15 protein-coding genes are annotated in these 14,255 nt (G+C 69.6%); 8 read left to right on the top strand and 7 right to left on the bottom strand.

Annotation, left to right across the window (positions count from 1 at the left end; all coding sequences use genetic code 11):
• Positions 1-157: 157 nt before the first annotated feature.
• The 4 genes from F9C11_RS06360 to F9C11_RS06345 form a co-directional block, all read right to left on the bottom strand.
• Complete coding sequence (locus F9C11_RS06360) at positions 158-1,186, bottom strand: copper resistance D family protein (protein WP_409183974.1); 1,029 nt, start codon at positions 1,184-1,186, stop codon at positions 158-160.
• Positions 1,183-1,746: a copper resistance protein CopC gene (locus tag F9C11_RS06355; RefSeq protein ID WP_409183973.1), complete on the bottom strand. Its 564-nt coding sequence runs from the start codon at positions 1,744-1,746 to the stop codon at positions 1,183-1,185. The genes F9C11_RS06360 and F9C11_RS06355 overlap by 4 nt, the downstream gene beginning before the upstream one ends.
• Positions 1,746-2,495, bottom strand: a complete 750-nt coding sequence (locus F9C11_RS06350) for a YcnI family protein (protein WP_409183972.1) — start codon at positions 2,493-2,495, stop codon at positions 1,746-1,748. Before F9C11_RS06350 ends, F9C11_RS06355 begins: the two co-directional genes overlap by 1 nt.
• 106 nt (positions 2,496-2,601) lie before the next feature.
• Complete coding sequence (locus F9C11_RS06345; RefSeq protein WP_409183971.1) at positions 2,602-3,159, bottom strand: hypothetical protein; 558 nt, start codon at positions 3,157-3,159, stop codon at positions 2,602-2,604.
• A 279-nt stretch (positions 3,160-3,438) separates the two neighbouring features.
• Here F9C11_RS06345 and F9C11_RS06340 point away from each other — a divergent pair, with 279 nt between their 5' ends.
• The 4 genes from F9C11_RS06340 to F9C11_RS06325 are packed head-to-tail and all read left to right on the top strand — an operon-like array spanning position 3,439 to position 7,016.
• Positions 3,439-4,086 carry an ABC transporter permease gene (locus F9C11_RS06340; protein ID WP_409186827.1) on the top strand — a complete coding sequence of 216 codons (648 nt, stop codon included), beginning with the start codon at positions 3,439-3,441 and terminating at the stop codon, positions 4,084-4,086.
• Positions 4,073-5,269 carry an ABC transporter ATP-binding protein gene (locus F9C11_RS06335; protein ID WP_409183970.1) on the top strand — a complete coding sequence of 399 codons (1,197 nt, stop codon included), beginning with the start codon at positions 4,073-4,075 and terminating at the stop codon, positions 5,267-5,269. The genes F9C11_RS06340 and F9C11_RS06335 overlap by 14 nt, the downstream gene beginning before the upstream one ends.
• Entirely contained in the window at positions 5,266-6,045 is a 780-nt protein-coding gene (locus F9C11_RS06330; protein ID WP_409183969.1) for an ABC transporter permease, read from the top strand. Before F9C11_RS06335 ends, F9C11_RS06330 begins: the two co-directional genes overlap by 4 nt.
• Positions 6,045-7,016 (top strand): glycine betaine ABC transporter substrate-binding protein, encoded by a 972-nt coding sequence (locus tag F9C11_RS06325; RefSeq protein WP_409183968.1) that lies wholly within the window; start codon positions 6,045-6,047, stop codon positions 7,014-7,016. The genes F9C11_RS06330 and F9C11_RS06325 overlap by 1 nt, the downstream gene beginning before the upstream one ends.
• 50 nt (positions 7,017-7,066) lie before the next feature.
• Here F9C11_RS06325 and F9C11_RS06320 read toward each other — a convergent pair whose 3' ends face one another.
• Positions 7,067-7,546 carry a DUF6474 family protein gene (locus F9C11_RS06320; protein ID WP_409183967.1) on the bottom strand — a complete coding sequence of 160 codons (480 nt, stop codon included), beginning with the start codon at positions 7,544-7,546 and terminating at the stop codon, positions 7,067-7,069.
• A 106-nt stretch (positions 7,547-7,652) separates the two neighbouring features.
• On the opposite strand from F9C11_RS06320, the gene F9C11_RS06315 reads away from it, so the two are divergent.
• Complete coding sequence (locus F9C11_RS06315) at positions 7,653-9,299, top strand: TM0106 family RecB-like putative nuclease (protein WP_409183966.1); 1,647 nt, start codon at positions 7,653-7,655, stop codon at positions 9,297-9,299.
• Between the two features lie 76 nt (positions 9,300-9,375).
• On the opposite strand, the gene F9C11_RS06310 is transcribed toward F9C11_RS06315, so the two are convergent.
• Entirely contained in the window at positions 9,376-9,714 is a 339-nt protein-coding gene (locus tag F9C11_RS06310; RefSeq protein ID WP_409183965.1) for a MerR family transcriptional regulator, read from the bottom strand.
• Positions 9,715-10,394: 680 nt separating this feature from the next.
• On the opposite strand from F9C11_RS06310, the gene F9C11_RS06305 reads away from it, so the two are divergent.
• Both F9C11_RS06305 and F9C11_RS06300 read left to right on the top strand, forming a co-directional pair.
• Positions 10,395-11,030, top strand: a complete 636-nt coding sequence (locus F9C11_RS06305; RefSeq protein ID WP_409183964.1) for a PadR family transcriptional regulator — start codon at positions 10,395-10,397, stop codon at positions 11,028-11,030.
• Between the two features lie 158 nt (positions 11,031-11,188).
• Positions 11,189-11,869: a class I SAM-dependent methyltransferase gene (locus tag F9C11_RS06300; protein ID WP_409183963.1), complete on the top strand. Its 681-nt coding sequence runs from the start codon at positions 11,189-11,191 to the stop codon at positions 11,867-11,869.
• A 54-nt stretch (positions 11,870-11,923) separates the two neighbouring features.
• On the opposite strand, the gene F9C11_RS06295 is transcribed toward F9C11_RS06300, so the two are convergent.
• On the bottom strand, positions 11,924-12,682 hold the full coding sequence (locus F9C11_RS06295) for an SDR family NAD(P)-dependent oxidoreductase (protein ID WP_409183962.1): 759 nt from the start codon (positions 12,680-12,682) through the stop codon (positions 11,924-11,926).
• Positions 12,683-12,854: 172 nt separating this feature from the next.
• Between F9C11_RS06295 and F9C11_RS06290 the strand changes: the two genes are divergently transcribed.
• Positions 12,855-14,162, top strand: a complete 1,308-nt coding sequence (locus F9C11_RS06290) for a UDP-glucose dehydrogenase family protein (protein ID WP_409183961.1) — start codon at positions 12,855-12,857, stop codon at positions 14,160-14,162.
• Positions 14,163-14,255 lie beyond the last annotated feature (93 nt).

The following is a 14,255-nucleotide window of genomic DNA, read 5'->3' as shown; positions in this document are numbered from 1 at the left end:
CGTGCATTCGCCGACTGCAGATGACCGTTCGCCGCATTCCGTCGATGGCTCACTAGGTATCGCTGCGCAGCGATAATTCGGTCCGGCAGATCGCCCCAGTCGGCGTACTGCTAGTCCCATTGTGCAAGTTGCGGCTACCCGCCGTGACCTCGGCCGGTCAGGACACCGCGACGGGGGCCCGGGTGAGCACCACGGCGAACCCGAAGGCGAGCCCCATCACGGTCAGCTCCAGCGTGGCCCACGAAGCGAGCGCCGTGCGCTGGTGCCGCACGATGCGCGGCATCAGCCGCCACCGCACGTTGGCGGCCAGCAGCGCGATCGCGCCGGTGCACAGCACCTTCAGCACCATCAGCTGGCCGTACGGCGTGGTGAAGACACCCGCCCAGAACCCGATCGTCGGGTTGGCCAGGATTTCCACGATGCCGTTGAACAGACCGGTCGCCGCCGACAGCGCCAGGCACAGCGTCGCCAGTTTCGAAAACCTCGGCAGCGCGTGCGCGAGCAGCGTCCGGTTGGCCGCGAGCAGCACGATCATCGCGCCGAGGCCGCCGCACCAGGCGACCGCGCTCATCACGTGCAACTCCATCGAGATCATCGTGTAGTCGTGATAAGCCCAGTTCGACGCGTGCCCGGTGACCGGCAGCGGCAGCAGCGCGAACATGCCCAGGCCCACGCGCACCTCGGCGGGCACCTTCTCGCCCTTGCGCAGCGCGACGAACCCGAGCGCGGCGTGCAGCAGCGCGAGCACCGCCACGATCACCAGCGCCTTGCCCGCGCCGACGTCGGCGATGTAGCCGCCGATGTCGCCCGCGGTCAGCATCCGCTTGCCTGGTTTGTACTCCGCGGTCTGCAGGATCAGCGCGACCACCGCGGTCGCCGCCCAGATCAGCGCGGCGGCGACGGCGGCGGGACGGGCCCGGCGCAGCACCGGTTCGGTGAGCTTCGGCCGGTCGTAGCCGACCAGCACGGACAGCAGGGCCAGCCCGATCGTCGCGACCGCCGCCAGATCCAGCAGCACGCGCACGACCGGGATGGCCGCCGAGACCACCTCGCTGGGTTCCACCACGCCCGGAATGGGCGAGGACGCGGTGAGCGCGATGCCGATCAGCGCGCCCAGCAGTCCCGCCACGACCACGCAGGCGAGCGTGGCCCAGCGGACGGCGGAGGTGGTCTCGGCTCGCGTCACTGGTCCGCCTTGTCCGATCCGGGGTCGCGTCCGGTGCGCAGCGCGACGGTGAGGCCGATCGCGAGCAGCACCACCGCACCGGCGATCCACACCCAGATCGGCACGCCGCTCGACGACGAGGACTCCGCCGGAGCGGACTGGGCCGGAGCACCGGCCGCCTTGGCCGCGTCGCCCTTGGCTGGGGTGCCGGTGCCCGCGGTGGTGAGGGTGAACGGGATCTCGCCGGACACCGGATGCCCGTCGGCGGAGAGGACCCGGTAGCCGACGGTGTACTTGCCCGCCGGACCGAGCGGCCGCAGCGGCGCGCTGAGCACGTTGTTCTCCACCGTCACCGGACCCTCGGCCCACTGGCTGCCGTCCGGTCCGGTCACCGCGATCTGGTTGACGTCGGCGTTCTGCACGTACTGGTCGAACGTGAGCGTGACCTTCGCCGGGCCCTTGGCGAGCGATGCGCCGCTGGCCGGGTCAGAGTTGATCAGCACGTTGTGCGCCAGCGCCGGGGTGGCCGTGCCGAGCAGGGCCACCCCGGAAATCGCCAGCGCGAGAAGCGCTTTACGCATTACTTCGTTCCTTCGGTCTTTCCTGCTGCCGGGCGGCGGGAACGCAGCACCGCGCCCGCGCCGACGCCGAGTCCGAGCGCACCGACCACGAGGCCGGCCCCGCCGAGCCAGCGTGCCGTGTTGTCCGAGGACGACGCGGCTTCGGCGTTCTCCTCGGCCGCGGTGGTCTGCGCGTGGCCGCCGCCGTGCTCCGAGGACTTGGCGGCGAGCTTGACGGTCGGGGCCGGGTGCTCCGGCTCCTCGCCGCTGGGCGGGGTGGGCTGGTTCCAGTCCACCACTTTGCCACCCTCGTACGTCTGGATCGCCGGGAACTCGAGCTGGTCCACAGTGGACGGCAGCGGGCCGCCGCTGATCTCGAACTCCTGGAATTCGGTCGTGCCGATCTTGGTGCCCGGCTGCGCGGTCCAGACGATCTTCGTGACCGCCTCGGTGATCTTCGTGCCGGACGCGGTGGTCACCGGCTGCGGCAGCTTCGACTTGGTGACCTCGGCGGTCCAGCCGGGGATCGGCTTGGTGCGGATGTTGCCGATGCCGTAGTCCGGTTTGACGTCGATCTCGAGCTTGATCGTGCCGAGCTTCGCGTCCTCGTTGGGGACGCGGAAGAAGATCGTGCCGTAGCCGCCCTTGGCCGGCTGGTCGCCGTAGACGTTGGCGGACACGTGCGCGGACGCGAGACCGGCGCCGAGCAGACCGGTGGCGGCGACGGTCGCGGCGAGCACGCCGGCGCGCCGGAAGACATGGTGGGACACAACTGCTCCTGAACAGGGGTGAGCCGGCGAAGGGCGAAGCCTGCGCCGGAAAAAGGGGGGAAGGGTGGTCGTGCGTGGCGATCACGGTTAGAACCGGGATTAACACTCACGAGGGGTTCAGGAGCCCCCCAGGCGGCCCGCGCCGCCCCCGGACCCGGCGCAGTTCAACGGTCAGCAACGGCACCACGCCAGCCGCACGCGGCCGCGCGACTCCCCCCGCCGCCACCGGGACCGGCACCGGCCGGACCAACAACGGCAGGATCACCCGCACCACGTGCAGCACCGCGAGCAGCATCGCGTCCGCCCGCGCCAGCACCAGCGCGGTGAGCAGGGTCGCGACCGCGTGCGCCGCGGTCATCGCCCAGCCGTCCGGCGCGGCGGCGGCCCCGCTCGGGTCGTGTCCGCCGAGCGTCGTCAGCACCAGGTGCATGACCAGCTGTCCGCCGCCGAGGACGGCGATGGTGCCGAGCGGTCCGCGGGCCCGGCCGGCGAGCGCGGTGGCGGTCCAGCCGAGCAGGCCGGTGAGCAAAAGGGTGAGCGCGGGATCGGGCAGCCCGCCGTCGGCGACCGCGTGCGCGGTGACGGCGAGTGACGCCGAACTCAGCGCGAGCAGCCCACCGCGGACAGCGGCGAGTGCGCCGCGGTGCCGGGCCGGAGTGCTCATTCGGGCAGCTTAACGGCACTCCGGTGGGTGACTGAAGCGTCTCGAATGGTGAGCACCTGCGGAAAACGCACAGGTGGGCGGGTCTCGATCCGGTAAAAACCGTCCGGTGGGGCCGCTCGCTTCGGTTGCCGACCCCTGACGGATGCGAAACGGTGGCAAGCACAACCGAGAAGTGGGGGTTTCGACCGTAGCCGTTCCGGGTAGTCACTCTGCCGATTGATGGGCTACTCCGAACGGGTGACGTCCGGGGCTCGCAAGCTGGCGGGAGAACGAATACGGATGAACCTCTTCGAGTACATCTCGGACCGGTGGGGAAGGCTGCTGCTCCAGGCGTGGCTGCACACCAGCATGGTCGTGCAGTGCACGATCCTCGCCGCGATCCTGGGCGTGCTGATCGGCATCGCCGTCTATCGCAGCCCCATCGGCTCCGCCGTCGCCACGGCGCTGGCCAGCACGATCCTCACCGTCCCGTCGTTCGCGCTGCTGGGTTTGCTGATCCCGCTGTCGGGCCTCGGCTCGACCACCGCGGTGATCGCGCTCGTGCTGTACGGCCTGCTGCCCATCGTCCGCAACACGATCGTCGGCCTCGACGCGGTCGACCCGGCGATCACCGACGCCGCCCGCGGCATCGGGATGAGCCGGATCTCCGTGCTCACCCGGGTCGAACTGCGGCTGGCCTGGCCGGCGATCCTCACCGGCATGCGGGTCGCCACGCAGATGCTGATGGGCATCGCGGTGATCGCGGCGTACGCCAAGGGCCCCGGCCTCGGCGCGGAGGTCTTCTCCGGCCTCACCAACGCCGGGAGCACGAACTCCCTCAACCAGGCCCTCACCGGCACCGTCGGCGTCGTCATCCTCGCGCTGGTGCTCGACGGCATCTACGTCCTGATCAAGCGATTCACCATTTCTAGGGGTGTCCGTGGCTGAGCACACTGCGACCGAAGAAACCGTCTCCGGCGTCGAGATCGAACTCGACCACGTCACCAAGCGCTACTCCGGCACCCGCGCCCCGGCCGTCGACGACTTCTCGATGGTCGTGCCCGCGGGCAAGATCGTGGTCTTCGTCGGCCCGTCCGGCTGCGGCAAGACCACCACCATGCGGATGATCAACCGCTTGATCGAGCCGACGTCCGGCCGGATCACCATCGGCGGGCAGGACGCGCTGAAGCTCGACGTGGACACCCTGCGCCGCCAGATCGGCTACGCGATCCAGCAGGCCGGGCTGTTCCCGCACTTCACCGTCGCGCAGAACATCGCCGTCGTGCCCGGTCTGCTCGGCTGGGACAAGAAGAAGATCACCGCGCGGGTCGAGGAAATGATGGACCTGGTCGGCCTCGACCCGGCCGATTTCCGCGACCGCTACCCGCGCCAGCTGTCCGGCGGCCAGCAGCAGCGCGTCGGCGTGGCCCGCGCGCTCGCCGCCGACCCGCCGGTGCTGCTGATGGACGAGCCGTTCGGCGCGGTCGACCCGATCACCCGCGGCAACCTGCAGGACGAACTGCTGCGGCTGCAGACCGACCTGAAGAAGACGATCGTCTTCGTCACGCACGATTTCGACGAGGCGGTCAAGCTCGGCGACCGGATCGCGGTGCTCGGCAACCAGTCGAAAATCCTGCAGTACGACACCCCGGAGTCGATCCTGGCGAATCCGGCCGACGACACCGTCGCCGGTTTCGTGGGCGCCGGCGCTTCGCTCAAGCAGTTGACCCTGCTGCGCGTGCGCGACGTCGAACTGCAGCAGGACGCGCTCACCACGACGATCGACGAATCGCCCGCGGACCTGCGGGAGAAGCTCAGCAAATCGCGCAAGCCGTTCGCGCTGGTGCTCGACCAGCGGCGACGGCCGATCCGCTGGGTGCACGTGCGCGAACTGACCAACGCCACCTCGCTGGGTTCGGTCGGCAAACCGCTGCGCGACATCGTGAGCCTCCAGTCGACCCTGCAGGACGCGCTCGAGGCGATGCTCGCCGAAGGCGGTTCGGTTCCGGTCACCGGCGCGCGCGGCGAGTACGCGGGCACGATCAAGCTGGACACGGTCATCGCGACCATCCAGCAGCTGCGCGACGAGCACGCCGACGACCACGTCGAAGAGGACGGGGCCACGGCATGACCGCTGCCGTCGATACCGGATTCAGCACCGAGTCAGGCTCCCGGCGCGCGGAACGCGTCCGGCTGTTCGCGCAGCCCGCGGTGGTCGTGCTGATCGTCGCGGCGACGCTGGCCTGGGTGTTCGCCAGCGGGCTCACCGCGACCGAGAAGGAAACGCTCAACGCGACGTCGCTGCTCACCGCGCTGCGCGACCACGTGGCGATGACCGTCGTGGTCACCGCGATCGTGGTGCTGGTGGCGGTGCCGCTCGGCATCGTCGTGACCCGGCCGTGGGCGAAGTGGCTCGCGCCGGTCTTCCTGGCGATCGCGAACATCGGACAGGCCGCGCCCGCGCTGGGCGTGCTGGTGCTGTGGTTCATCTTCACCGGCGCGGTCGGCGGGCTCTGGGTCGCCGCGCTGCCGCTGGCGTTCTATTCGCTGCTTCCGGTGCTGCGCAACACGATGGTCGGCATCCAGCAGGTCGACCCGTCGCTCATCGACGCCGGCCGCGGCATCGGGATGTCCGCGCAGAAAGTGCTGTGGCGGGTGGAGTTCCCGCTCGCGGTCCCGCTGATCCTCGCCGGGTTGCGCACGTCGCTCGTGCTGGCGGTCGGCACGGCGACGTTCGGCATGTTCGTCAACGCGGGCGGGTTCGGCCTGTTGATCGACACCGGCTACAAGCTCAACCTCACCAAGGTGCTGATCACCGGTTCGGTGCTGGCCGTCGCGCTGGCGCTGCTGGTGGACTGGCTGGGCGCGGTCGCCGAGCAGTACTTCGGACCGAAGGGACTGCGCTGATGAACGTCCTGAAGAAAGCGGGTGCGCTGGTCGGCGCCGCCCTGCTCGCCGGGACGCTCTCGGCGTGCGGGCTCGACGTCAACACCTCGATCCCGTTCAAGATCGAACCCGGCTCGATCCGGCCGATCCCGGCGTTGAACGGCGTCCGCGTCGTCGTCGGGTCGAAGGATTTCACCGAGAACATCATCCTCGGGTACATGGCCGAAATGGCGTTGAGCGCGGCGGGCGCGGACGTCATCGACCTCACTGACATCAAGGGGTCGAACTCGTCGCGGCAGGCGCTGCTCAACGGGCAGACCGACGTGACGTGGGAGTACACCGGCACCGGCTGGATCAATTACCAGGGCAACGAACTGCCGGTGCCGGGCGGGGAGAAGGCGCAGTACGAGGCCACCGCGAAGGCGGACGCGGAGAAGTACGGCGTCACCTGGCTGAACTACTCGCCGCTGAACGACCAGTACGCGTTCGCTACCACCGAGGCGTACGCGGCGAAGAACAACCTGAAGACGACCACGGACCTGGCGAAATTCCTCACCGCGCATCCGGACCAGAACCGGTTCTGCCTGGAGACGGAGTTCACCAGCCGCCAGGACGGGTTCCCGGCGGCGGTCAAGGCGTACGGGTTCAAGAACCCGAAGATCGAGAACTTCGGGATCGGCACCATTTATTCGGCGGTGGCCAACGGCACCTGCCCGGTCGGCGAGGTGTTCACCACCGACGGCCGGATCTCCGGGCTGAACCTGCGCGTGCTCGAGGACGACAAAAAGGCGTTCCCGCAGTACAACGCGGCGGCGACGCTGCGCACTGAGTTCCTGAACCAGCATCCGGAACTCCGCGGGCCGCTGGAGACGGTGGGCGCGGCGCTCGACAACAAGCAGATGGTCGAGCTGTGCAAGAAGGTCGACGTGGACGGCAAGGACGCGGGCACCGTCGCGCACGACTGGATGCTGCAGAAGGGCTTCATCAAGTAGGGCCTCGTGCGTGGCTATGCCGGTTCTCACCGGCATAGCCACGCACGAGGTCAGATGCCCAAGCGGTGCAGCAGCTGCTCTTCCAGCCGTTCGAGTTCGCCGGTGACCGCGCGGTGCGCGGCCTTGCGCCGGGCCGCGGGCATGCGCTCGGCGGCGCGCACCGTGGCCGACAGCTGCTCCAGCGTCGACTGCGTTTCGACGGCGAACTTCTGGGCTTGCTCGGTCGCCTTCGCCGACTTCTTCAGCTCGCCCAGCCCCTGCACGAGGCCCGCGATCCGGGCGTGCAGAGCCGCGCCGCGGCCGGTGTACTCGCCGAGCTGATCGACGGCGACGCCGAGCTTGCGGGCCTGGTAGCGGTCGTATGCCTCCCGCGCCGCACCCGCCGCGCGGACCGCGTACGGCGCGAGCACCGGCAGCACCGCCGGCCCGAGCACCTTGGCCACCGCGACCGCGTTCTTCGCCTTCTTCGGGGTGAACCGGGCTTCACCCTCGTCCTGCTTGGCCTTGTCCTGCTTGGCCTTGCGCGCCATGGCCGTTACCTCCCACGCCTTCTCCGGATGAACTTACTGGTCCCCGACGGGATGGGCATGTCGGCTCGCGCGGGGAATGTCGTACCCACGATCTATTGTGATCGCTATGGGAGACGAGGTGTTGCTCGACGCGGGAGCAGTGAGTCGTTGCCGCCGCCGGGTGCACCTGGAACACGACCCGGCGATGCGCGACGTGCCGCTGCCGCCGCCGGATCCGACCGCGCAACAGCGCATCGACGACGCGACCGCGCACCGCGAGGAAATCCTCGAACAGCTGGTCGCGGCCTCGGGGCCGGACGCCACCTGGGCGCGGGTGCCGCGCACCGCCCCCGCGGGCGAGCGGGTGCGGCTCACCGAGCAGGCGTTCGCCGATGCCGCGCAGTACATCTGGGGCGCGTTGCTGCCGCCCGATCCGGCGAGTCACCGGCGCGGCGGCATCGACCTGCTCGTGCGGGTCGGCGACGGTTACGTGCCGGTGCTGGTGGTCCGGCACCGGATCACCGACCGCGGCCAGGGCGCGCCCACCACCGCGATGACGGAGCTGGACCCGGCGCGCCGTTCGCCGGACGAACTGCGCAAGGTGCGCTCGCAGCCGCGGGACCAGCTGCGGCTCGCGCATCTGCGGCGAATGCTGGAGACGTACGGAAAGGCGGCCGGCGGAGCCGCGGTCGGCGGGGTGATCGGTCTCGACGCCGATGTCGTCGTCTGGCACGACCTCACCGCGGGCACGTGGCCGGGCGGCCGCAGCGCGCTGGAGGAATACGACGCGCGTTTCGCGGACCGGCTCGCGGTGGCGACCGCGGCCGCCACCGGCGCCGAAGCGCTGGCCGCGCCTTCCCGCGTGCTCGAATGCCGCCGGTGTCCGTTCTGGGCCACCTGCGAGGTCGTGCTCACCGAAACGCGCGACGTGAGCCTGGTGGTGCGCGGCGAGGACGCGGGCGAGCTGCGCCGCGTCGGAGTGTCCACTGTAGACAAGCTGGCCGCGCTGGACCCGGCCGCCGAGCCGCCGCCGATGAACTGGACCGGCGGCACGTTCTCGGACGCGATCATGCTGGCCAGGGCGTGGCTCGCGGATCTCACGGTGGTGCGCCGCACGCCGGAGGTCGAGGTGCCGCGCGCGGACGTCGAGGTCGACGTGGACATGGAGAGTTTCGGCGATTCCGGGGCTTATCTGTGGGGGACGCTGCTGTCCGGAGCGGACATCGGCGTGCCGAGGGGCTATCGGGCGTTCGCGACGTGGGAGCCGTTGCCGACGGTGGACGAGGCCCGGTCGTTCGCCGAGTTCTGGGCCTGGTTCACCGACGTGCGGGAGCGGACTCTCGCCGCCGGACTCACTTTCCGGGCGTATTGCTACAACGCGCTCGCGGAGAACCGGTGGCTGTTCGGATCCGTCGAGCGGTTCGGGGAGTATCCCGGGATACCGGAGAAACGCACTGTGCAGTCCTTTGTGGACTCCGACGAGTGGGTGGATCTCTTCCGCAGCGTCACCGATCAGTTCCTGTGCTCGCGGGGCAAGGGGCTGAAGGTGATCGCGCCGGTCGCCGGATTCTCCTGGCGGGATCCCGAAGCGGGCGGCGAGGCTTCGATGCGGTGGTACCGGGACGCGGTCGGCATGGACGGCGAGGTTCCCGACGACGAGCAGCGGGAGCGGTTGCTGCGGTACAACGAGGACGACGTGCTGGCGACCAAGGCTCTGCGGGAGTGGATGACCTCGCGGGCGCAGGACGAGGTCCCGTACATGCTGGACATCTGACCGGAAGCCGGGGCGGGGCCGAGGGAGCCGGGAGTGTGCCGCGGTGTCCGGTCAGCACACTTGACCCGGCGGAAGGTTAATCGGCGGAGCGCAGTTCCTCGTTCTGGCGCTGGGCCTCGTGGAGCTGGTCCTCGAGGGCGACGATGCGGCAGGCGGCGTCGACGGCCGTGCCCTGGTCGACCAGTTCTCGCACGCGTGCGGCGAGGCGCAACTGCTGGCGGGAGTAGCGGCGATGCCCTCCGGACGAGCGCTGCGGCTCGATCAGGCCGGCCTCGTCCAGGCTGCGCAGGAAGTTCTGGCTGGTGCCGAGCATCTCGGCGGCCCGGCCCATGGTGTAAGCGGGGTATTCGTCGTCGTCGAACTTGTCGGCCCCGGGTGAACCGGCGGCCGGGGCATCGCGTGGGTCAGGGGTCATTCCACCTCCACATCACAAGGGACCCCGGATGCCGCGCGGCACCCGGGGTCCCAGGGTTGGGTTCCATCATTGTCAACCGGCCGTGAAGCCGGCCTCTGGCATCCGCGGGGTCCGTTCACCGGACATTCCGCGCGGAGATCGCTGATTCGTAACCGAGAACCACCTGCCAATCGGATGGGACTGCGGTACCCGCGCGGCACTCCTGCTCCGCCGCCGCGGGCGATCCAATGATGTGACCGTTCCCTTCTTTCCGGTGTTTCTTCTTGCGGTGTTGCACTCTTCTTGCGGTACTGCACTTTCGGTACTGCGACTGCCTGCGCCGTCACCGGCTGGAACCCTTTCCCTGCTCGGCCCCAGCACCCGTAACGCCGCTGGTCACTGCCCGGAGCCCGGTCCAGCATCGGCTCCGGCCACCTGACCGTTCCGCACTGCTTGGCTTGCCAGTGCGGTTCCTGCACTTGCGTTCACTTCACGGGCAGTTCGTCATCTCCCGTGCCTGATCGACATTGTCTTTGCGCTTACGAGGAGAAGATTACCCATCTCCGCAACCGAATGTCTACCCCAGCGACAGTAGATTTTCTCCTCTGCGCCCGGACGGGTTGCCGGAGGAGAAGAAAACGCAGCTCAGCCGGGTTCCGCTATACTCGTCGGCGAGTACTCGCTTACGAGGAAGGCAGCGCATGAAGCGGCGGAAGGTGGCCAACTTGCTGGGCCTCGCCGTGCTGGCCACGGTGTTCGAGCGGCCGATGCATCCGTACGAAGTCGCCACTCTCCTGCGGGAACGCGGCAAAGAGGGCGACCTGAAGATCAAATGGGGCTCGCTCTACACGGTCGTCGGCAACCTCGAGAAGCACGGTTTCCTCGAAGCGGTCGAGAACGTGCGGGAGGGCGCGCGGCCGGAGCGGACCGTGTACCGGATCACCGAGGCGGGCCAGGCCGAGATGGAGGACTGGATCGCCGAGCTGCTCGCCGTGCCGGAGGAGGAGCCGACGCGGTTCCACACCGGGCTGTCGGTGATGCTCGCGCTCACCCCGGAGGTCGTCGACCGGGAGCTGGAGCACCGGGTCGGCGAGCTGGAGCGGATGATCGGCGAGCGGGTCGAGGCGCTGGCGAAGATGCGGGCCGAGCTGCCGCGGCTGGTCCTTCTCGAGGCGGAGTACCAACTGGCGATGTGGCGCGCGGAGGCCGAATGGGTCCGCGGGCTGCGCGAGGAGCTGGCCACCGGCGCGATACCGGGGGTCGAGGAATGGCGGCGCTACCGGGAAACCGGGGAGCTGCCCGACATGGCCGCCTTCGTGGCGAACGAAGGCGAATAAAAAGGTCCCGGAGGAGGTGCTGGCACACCGCCGCCGGGACCGGAACCGTCGAACCGGAAACCGCGAGCGCGGAAACCCTGTCCTCAGGCTGCGTCGACCAGGATACGGGCCACCCTCTCGCGTCCACCGGTTCGGCACCGACCGAACAGGGAGAAATCATGGGGAACACCCAGGTCAAACGTCATCGCACGAAACTGCTGCCGGAGATGGAGGGGCCGGTCGCCCGGGCGTACGCGCGCGGGCGGGGAACCGAACCGCAGCTCGTGCAGTACCGCGAATCCGCCGAGATGCTGGTTTCGGAGCTGGCCGAAGGCTCCGACGTGCTCGAGGTCGCGCCCGGTCCGGGGTTCTTCGCGGTGGAGCTGGCCCGCACCGGGCGGTGCGCGGTGACCGGGCTGGACGTCAGCCGGACGTTCGTGCGGCTGGCCAAGGAGTACGCGCGGGAGCAGGGCGTCGAGGTGGACTTCCGCCGCGGCGACGTGGCGGCGATGCCGTTCGCGGACGGCTCGTTCGACTTCCTGATCTGCCAGGCGGCGTTCAAGAACTTCGCCGACCCGGTGGACGCGCTCGACGAAATGCACCGGGTGCTGCGGCCGGGCGGTGTCGCGCTCGTCCAGGACCTGAGCAAGAGCACCACGGACGCGGAGCTGGACGCTGAGGTCGCGCGGATGAATCTCGGTCCGGTGGCCACGTTCGCCACCGTCCGCACGCTCCGCGGCCTGCGGCGGCGGGCGTACACCCCGGAGCAGTTCACCGCGACCGTCGCGGAGAGCAAGTTCCGCACCTGCGAGGTGACCCCGGACGGGATCGGCCTCGAAGTGCGGATGCGCAAGGACTGACCCGGACGGGTGGCTGTGCCGCTGAGGGGTCGGCACAGCCACTCGACGGGAAGGTCAGCGCGGGGCCATCCGCAGCGAGCCGTCCATCCGGACGACCTCGCCGTTGAGGTAGTCGTGGTCGATCAGCGACAGGGCGAGCTGCGCGTACTCGTCCGGCCGCGCCAGCCGCTTCGGGAACGGCACCCCGGCGGCGAGCCCGGCGCGGAATTCTTCGCTGACGGTGGCGAGCATCGGGGTGTCGACGATGCCGGGGGCGATCGTCAGCACGCGGATGCCGTGCGAGGCGAGGTCGCGCGCGGCGGGCAGCGTCATCCCGACCACGCCGCCCTTGGACGACGCGTACGCCACCTGCCCGATCTGGCCGTCGAAGGCGGCGACGGACGCGGTGTTGATGATGACGCCGCGTGCGTCGTCGGCCAGCGGCTCGGTCTTCGCGATCGCCTCGGAGGCGATGGTGAGCACGTTGAACGTGCCGATCAGGTTGATCTGGATGACCTTCGCGTACAGGCCGAGGTCGTGCCTGCCCTTGCGGGACAGAATGCGCGCGGACGGGCCGATGCCCGCGCAGTTGACCACCGTGCGCAGCGGTGCGCCGGAGCCGGCCGCGGTGTCGACGGCGGCCTGCACCTGGTCCGGGTCGGTCACGTCGGCCTCGACGTAGGTGACGCCGTCGATCCGCTCGGCCTTCTCGATCGAGGGCGCGAGGTCGAGGGCGAACACTCGCGCGCCTTTCGCGGCCAGTGCCTTGGCGGTCGCGCCGCCGAGCCCGGACGCGCCACCCGTGACGAGCGCTGCGGTGTCGGTGATCTGCATCTTCAGCCTTCCTCCTGCTCTCGGTGCCGCGGTGCACCTCCGCGCCCAGGTTAACGCTCGTTCGCACCCGTGCCGGAGTGTGCCGCCTCACCCGCTTCTCGTCGCGAGGAGTATTCGGCCGCGACCGCTTCCGTTAGCGCTGAGGTCAACTCCGGCTGTCACCTTCAGCGTCATGAGCTCAGCTCGGATCGTGGTGGTAGGGACGGGATACGTCGGATTGACCACGGGGGCTTGTCTCGCGAGCCTCGGGCACCGCGTCACCTGTGTGGACGTGGACGTGGCGAAAGTGAACCGGCTGTCGGCGGGCCGGGTGGACATCCTCGAACCAGGACTGGCCGAATTGGTCGCCCGCGGACTGGCGAACGGGCGGCTGTCGTTCGTCGTCGGCGCGCGGGAAGCCGTTCGCGGCGCCGATGGCGTGTTCCTCTGCGTGCCGACGCCGATGGGTGCGGGCGGGTCCGCGGATTTGCGCGCGGTGGAGGCGGTGACCGCCGAGATCGGCGACGTGCTGCCGCCCGGCTGCGCGCTGATCACCAAGTCGACGGTGCCGGTCGGCACCGCGAAACGGATCGCCGCGATGGTCGGCCGGGACGACGTGCCGGTGGTCTCCAATCCGGAATTCCTGCGCGAAGGCACTGCGGTGCAAGACTTCCTGAACCCGGACCGGATCGTGGTCGGCTCGGATTCGCGGGCCGCCGCCGCGTGGGTCGGGCAGCTGTACGGCGATCTCGCCGCACCGGTCGTGGTCGCCGACGCGGCGAGCGCGGAACTGGTCAAATACGCGGCGAACTGCTTCCTCGCGCTCAAACTGTCCTATGTGAACTCGATCGCCGAACTCTGCGAACGGCTCGGCGCGGACATCGACCTGGTCACCGAAGGCATGGGCTACGACCGGCGGATCGGCCGCACCTTCCTCAAACCCGGCCCGGGCTGGGGCGGTTCGTGCCTGCCCAAGGACACCAGCGCGCTGGTCAAGGTCGCCGAATCGGTCGACTACGACTTCCGGATGCTGACCTCGGCGATCGACGAGAACATCGCCCAGCGCGACCGCGTCGTGGCGAAGATCGCGGGCGCCTGCGGCGGAACGCTGGCCGGCGCGCGGATCGGCGTGCTGGGCCTGGCGTTCAAAGCGGGTACGAACGATCTGCGCGATTCTCCCGCGCTGGCGGTGTCTTCGGTGCTGGGCGCGCTCGGCGCGGAAATCACCGCGTACGACCCGGCGGTGTCCGGCGGCATCGCCGGGATGACCGTCGTGGACGATCCGTACCAGGTGGCCAAGGACGCGGATGTCGTTGTGGTGCTGACCGAATGGGCCGAGTTCCGCAATCTCGACTGGGTGGCGATGGCGGACGCGATGGAGGGCGACGACGTCGTCGACACCCGCAATCTGCTCGACCCCGGGATGATTCTCGACGCCGGGCTGTCCTGGCAGGGCGTCGGCCGTCCGCGCGCGGCCCGGCGCCGGGTTCCCGTTTCCTGATTGGAGATCCGCCTCCGCCGCGCTATGCTTTCCGGCGGCATCGCGTGTCGGTCACCGGCTGGGTGAGGCATGGAGGTGCTGGGATGCCTTCTG

The sequence above is a fragment of the Amycolatopsis sp. VS8301801F10 genome (assembly GCF_046195355.1).
Taxonomy (GTDB): domain Bacteria; phylum Actinomycetota; class Actinomycetes; order Mycobacteriales; family Pseudonocardiaceae; genus Amycolatopsis.
This window is presented reverse-complemented; position numbering and strand designations above follow the sequence as displayed.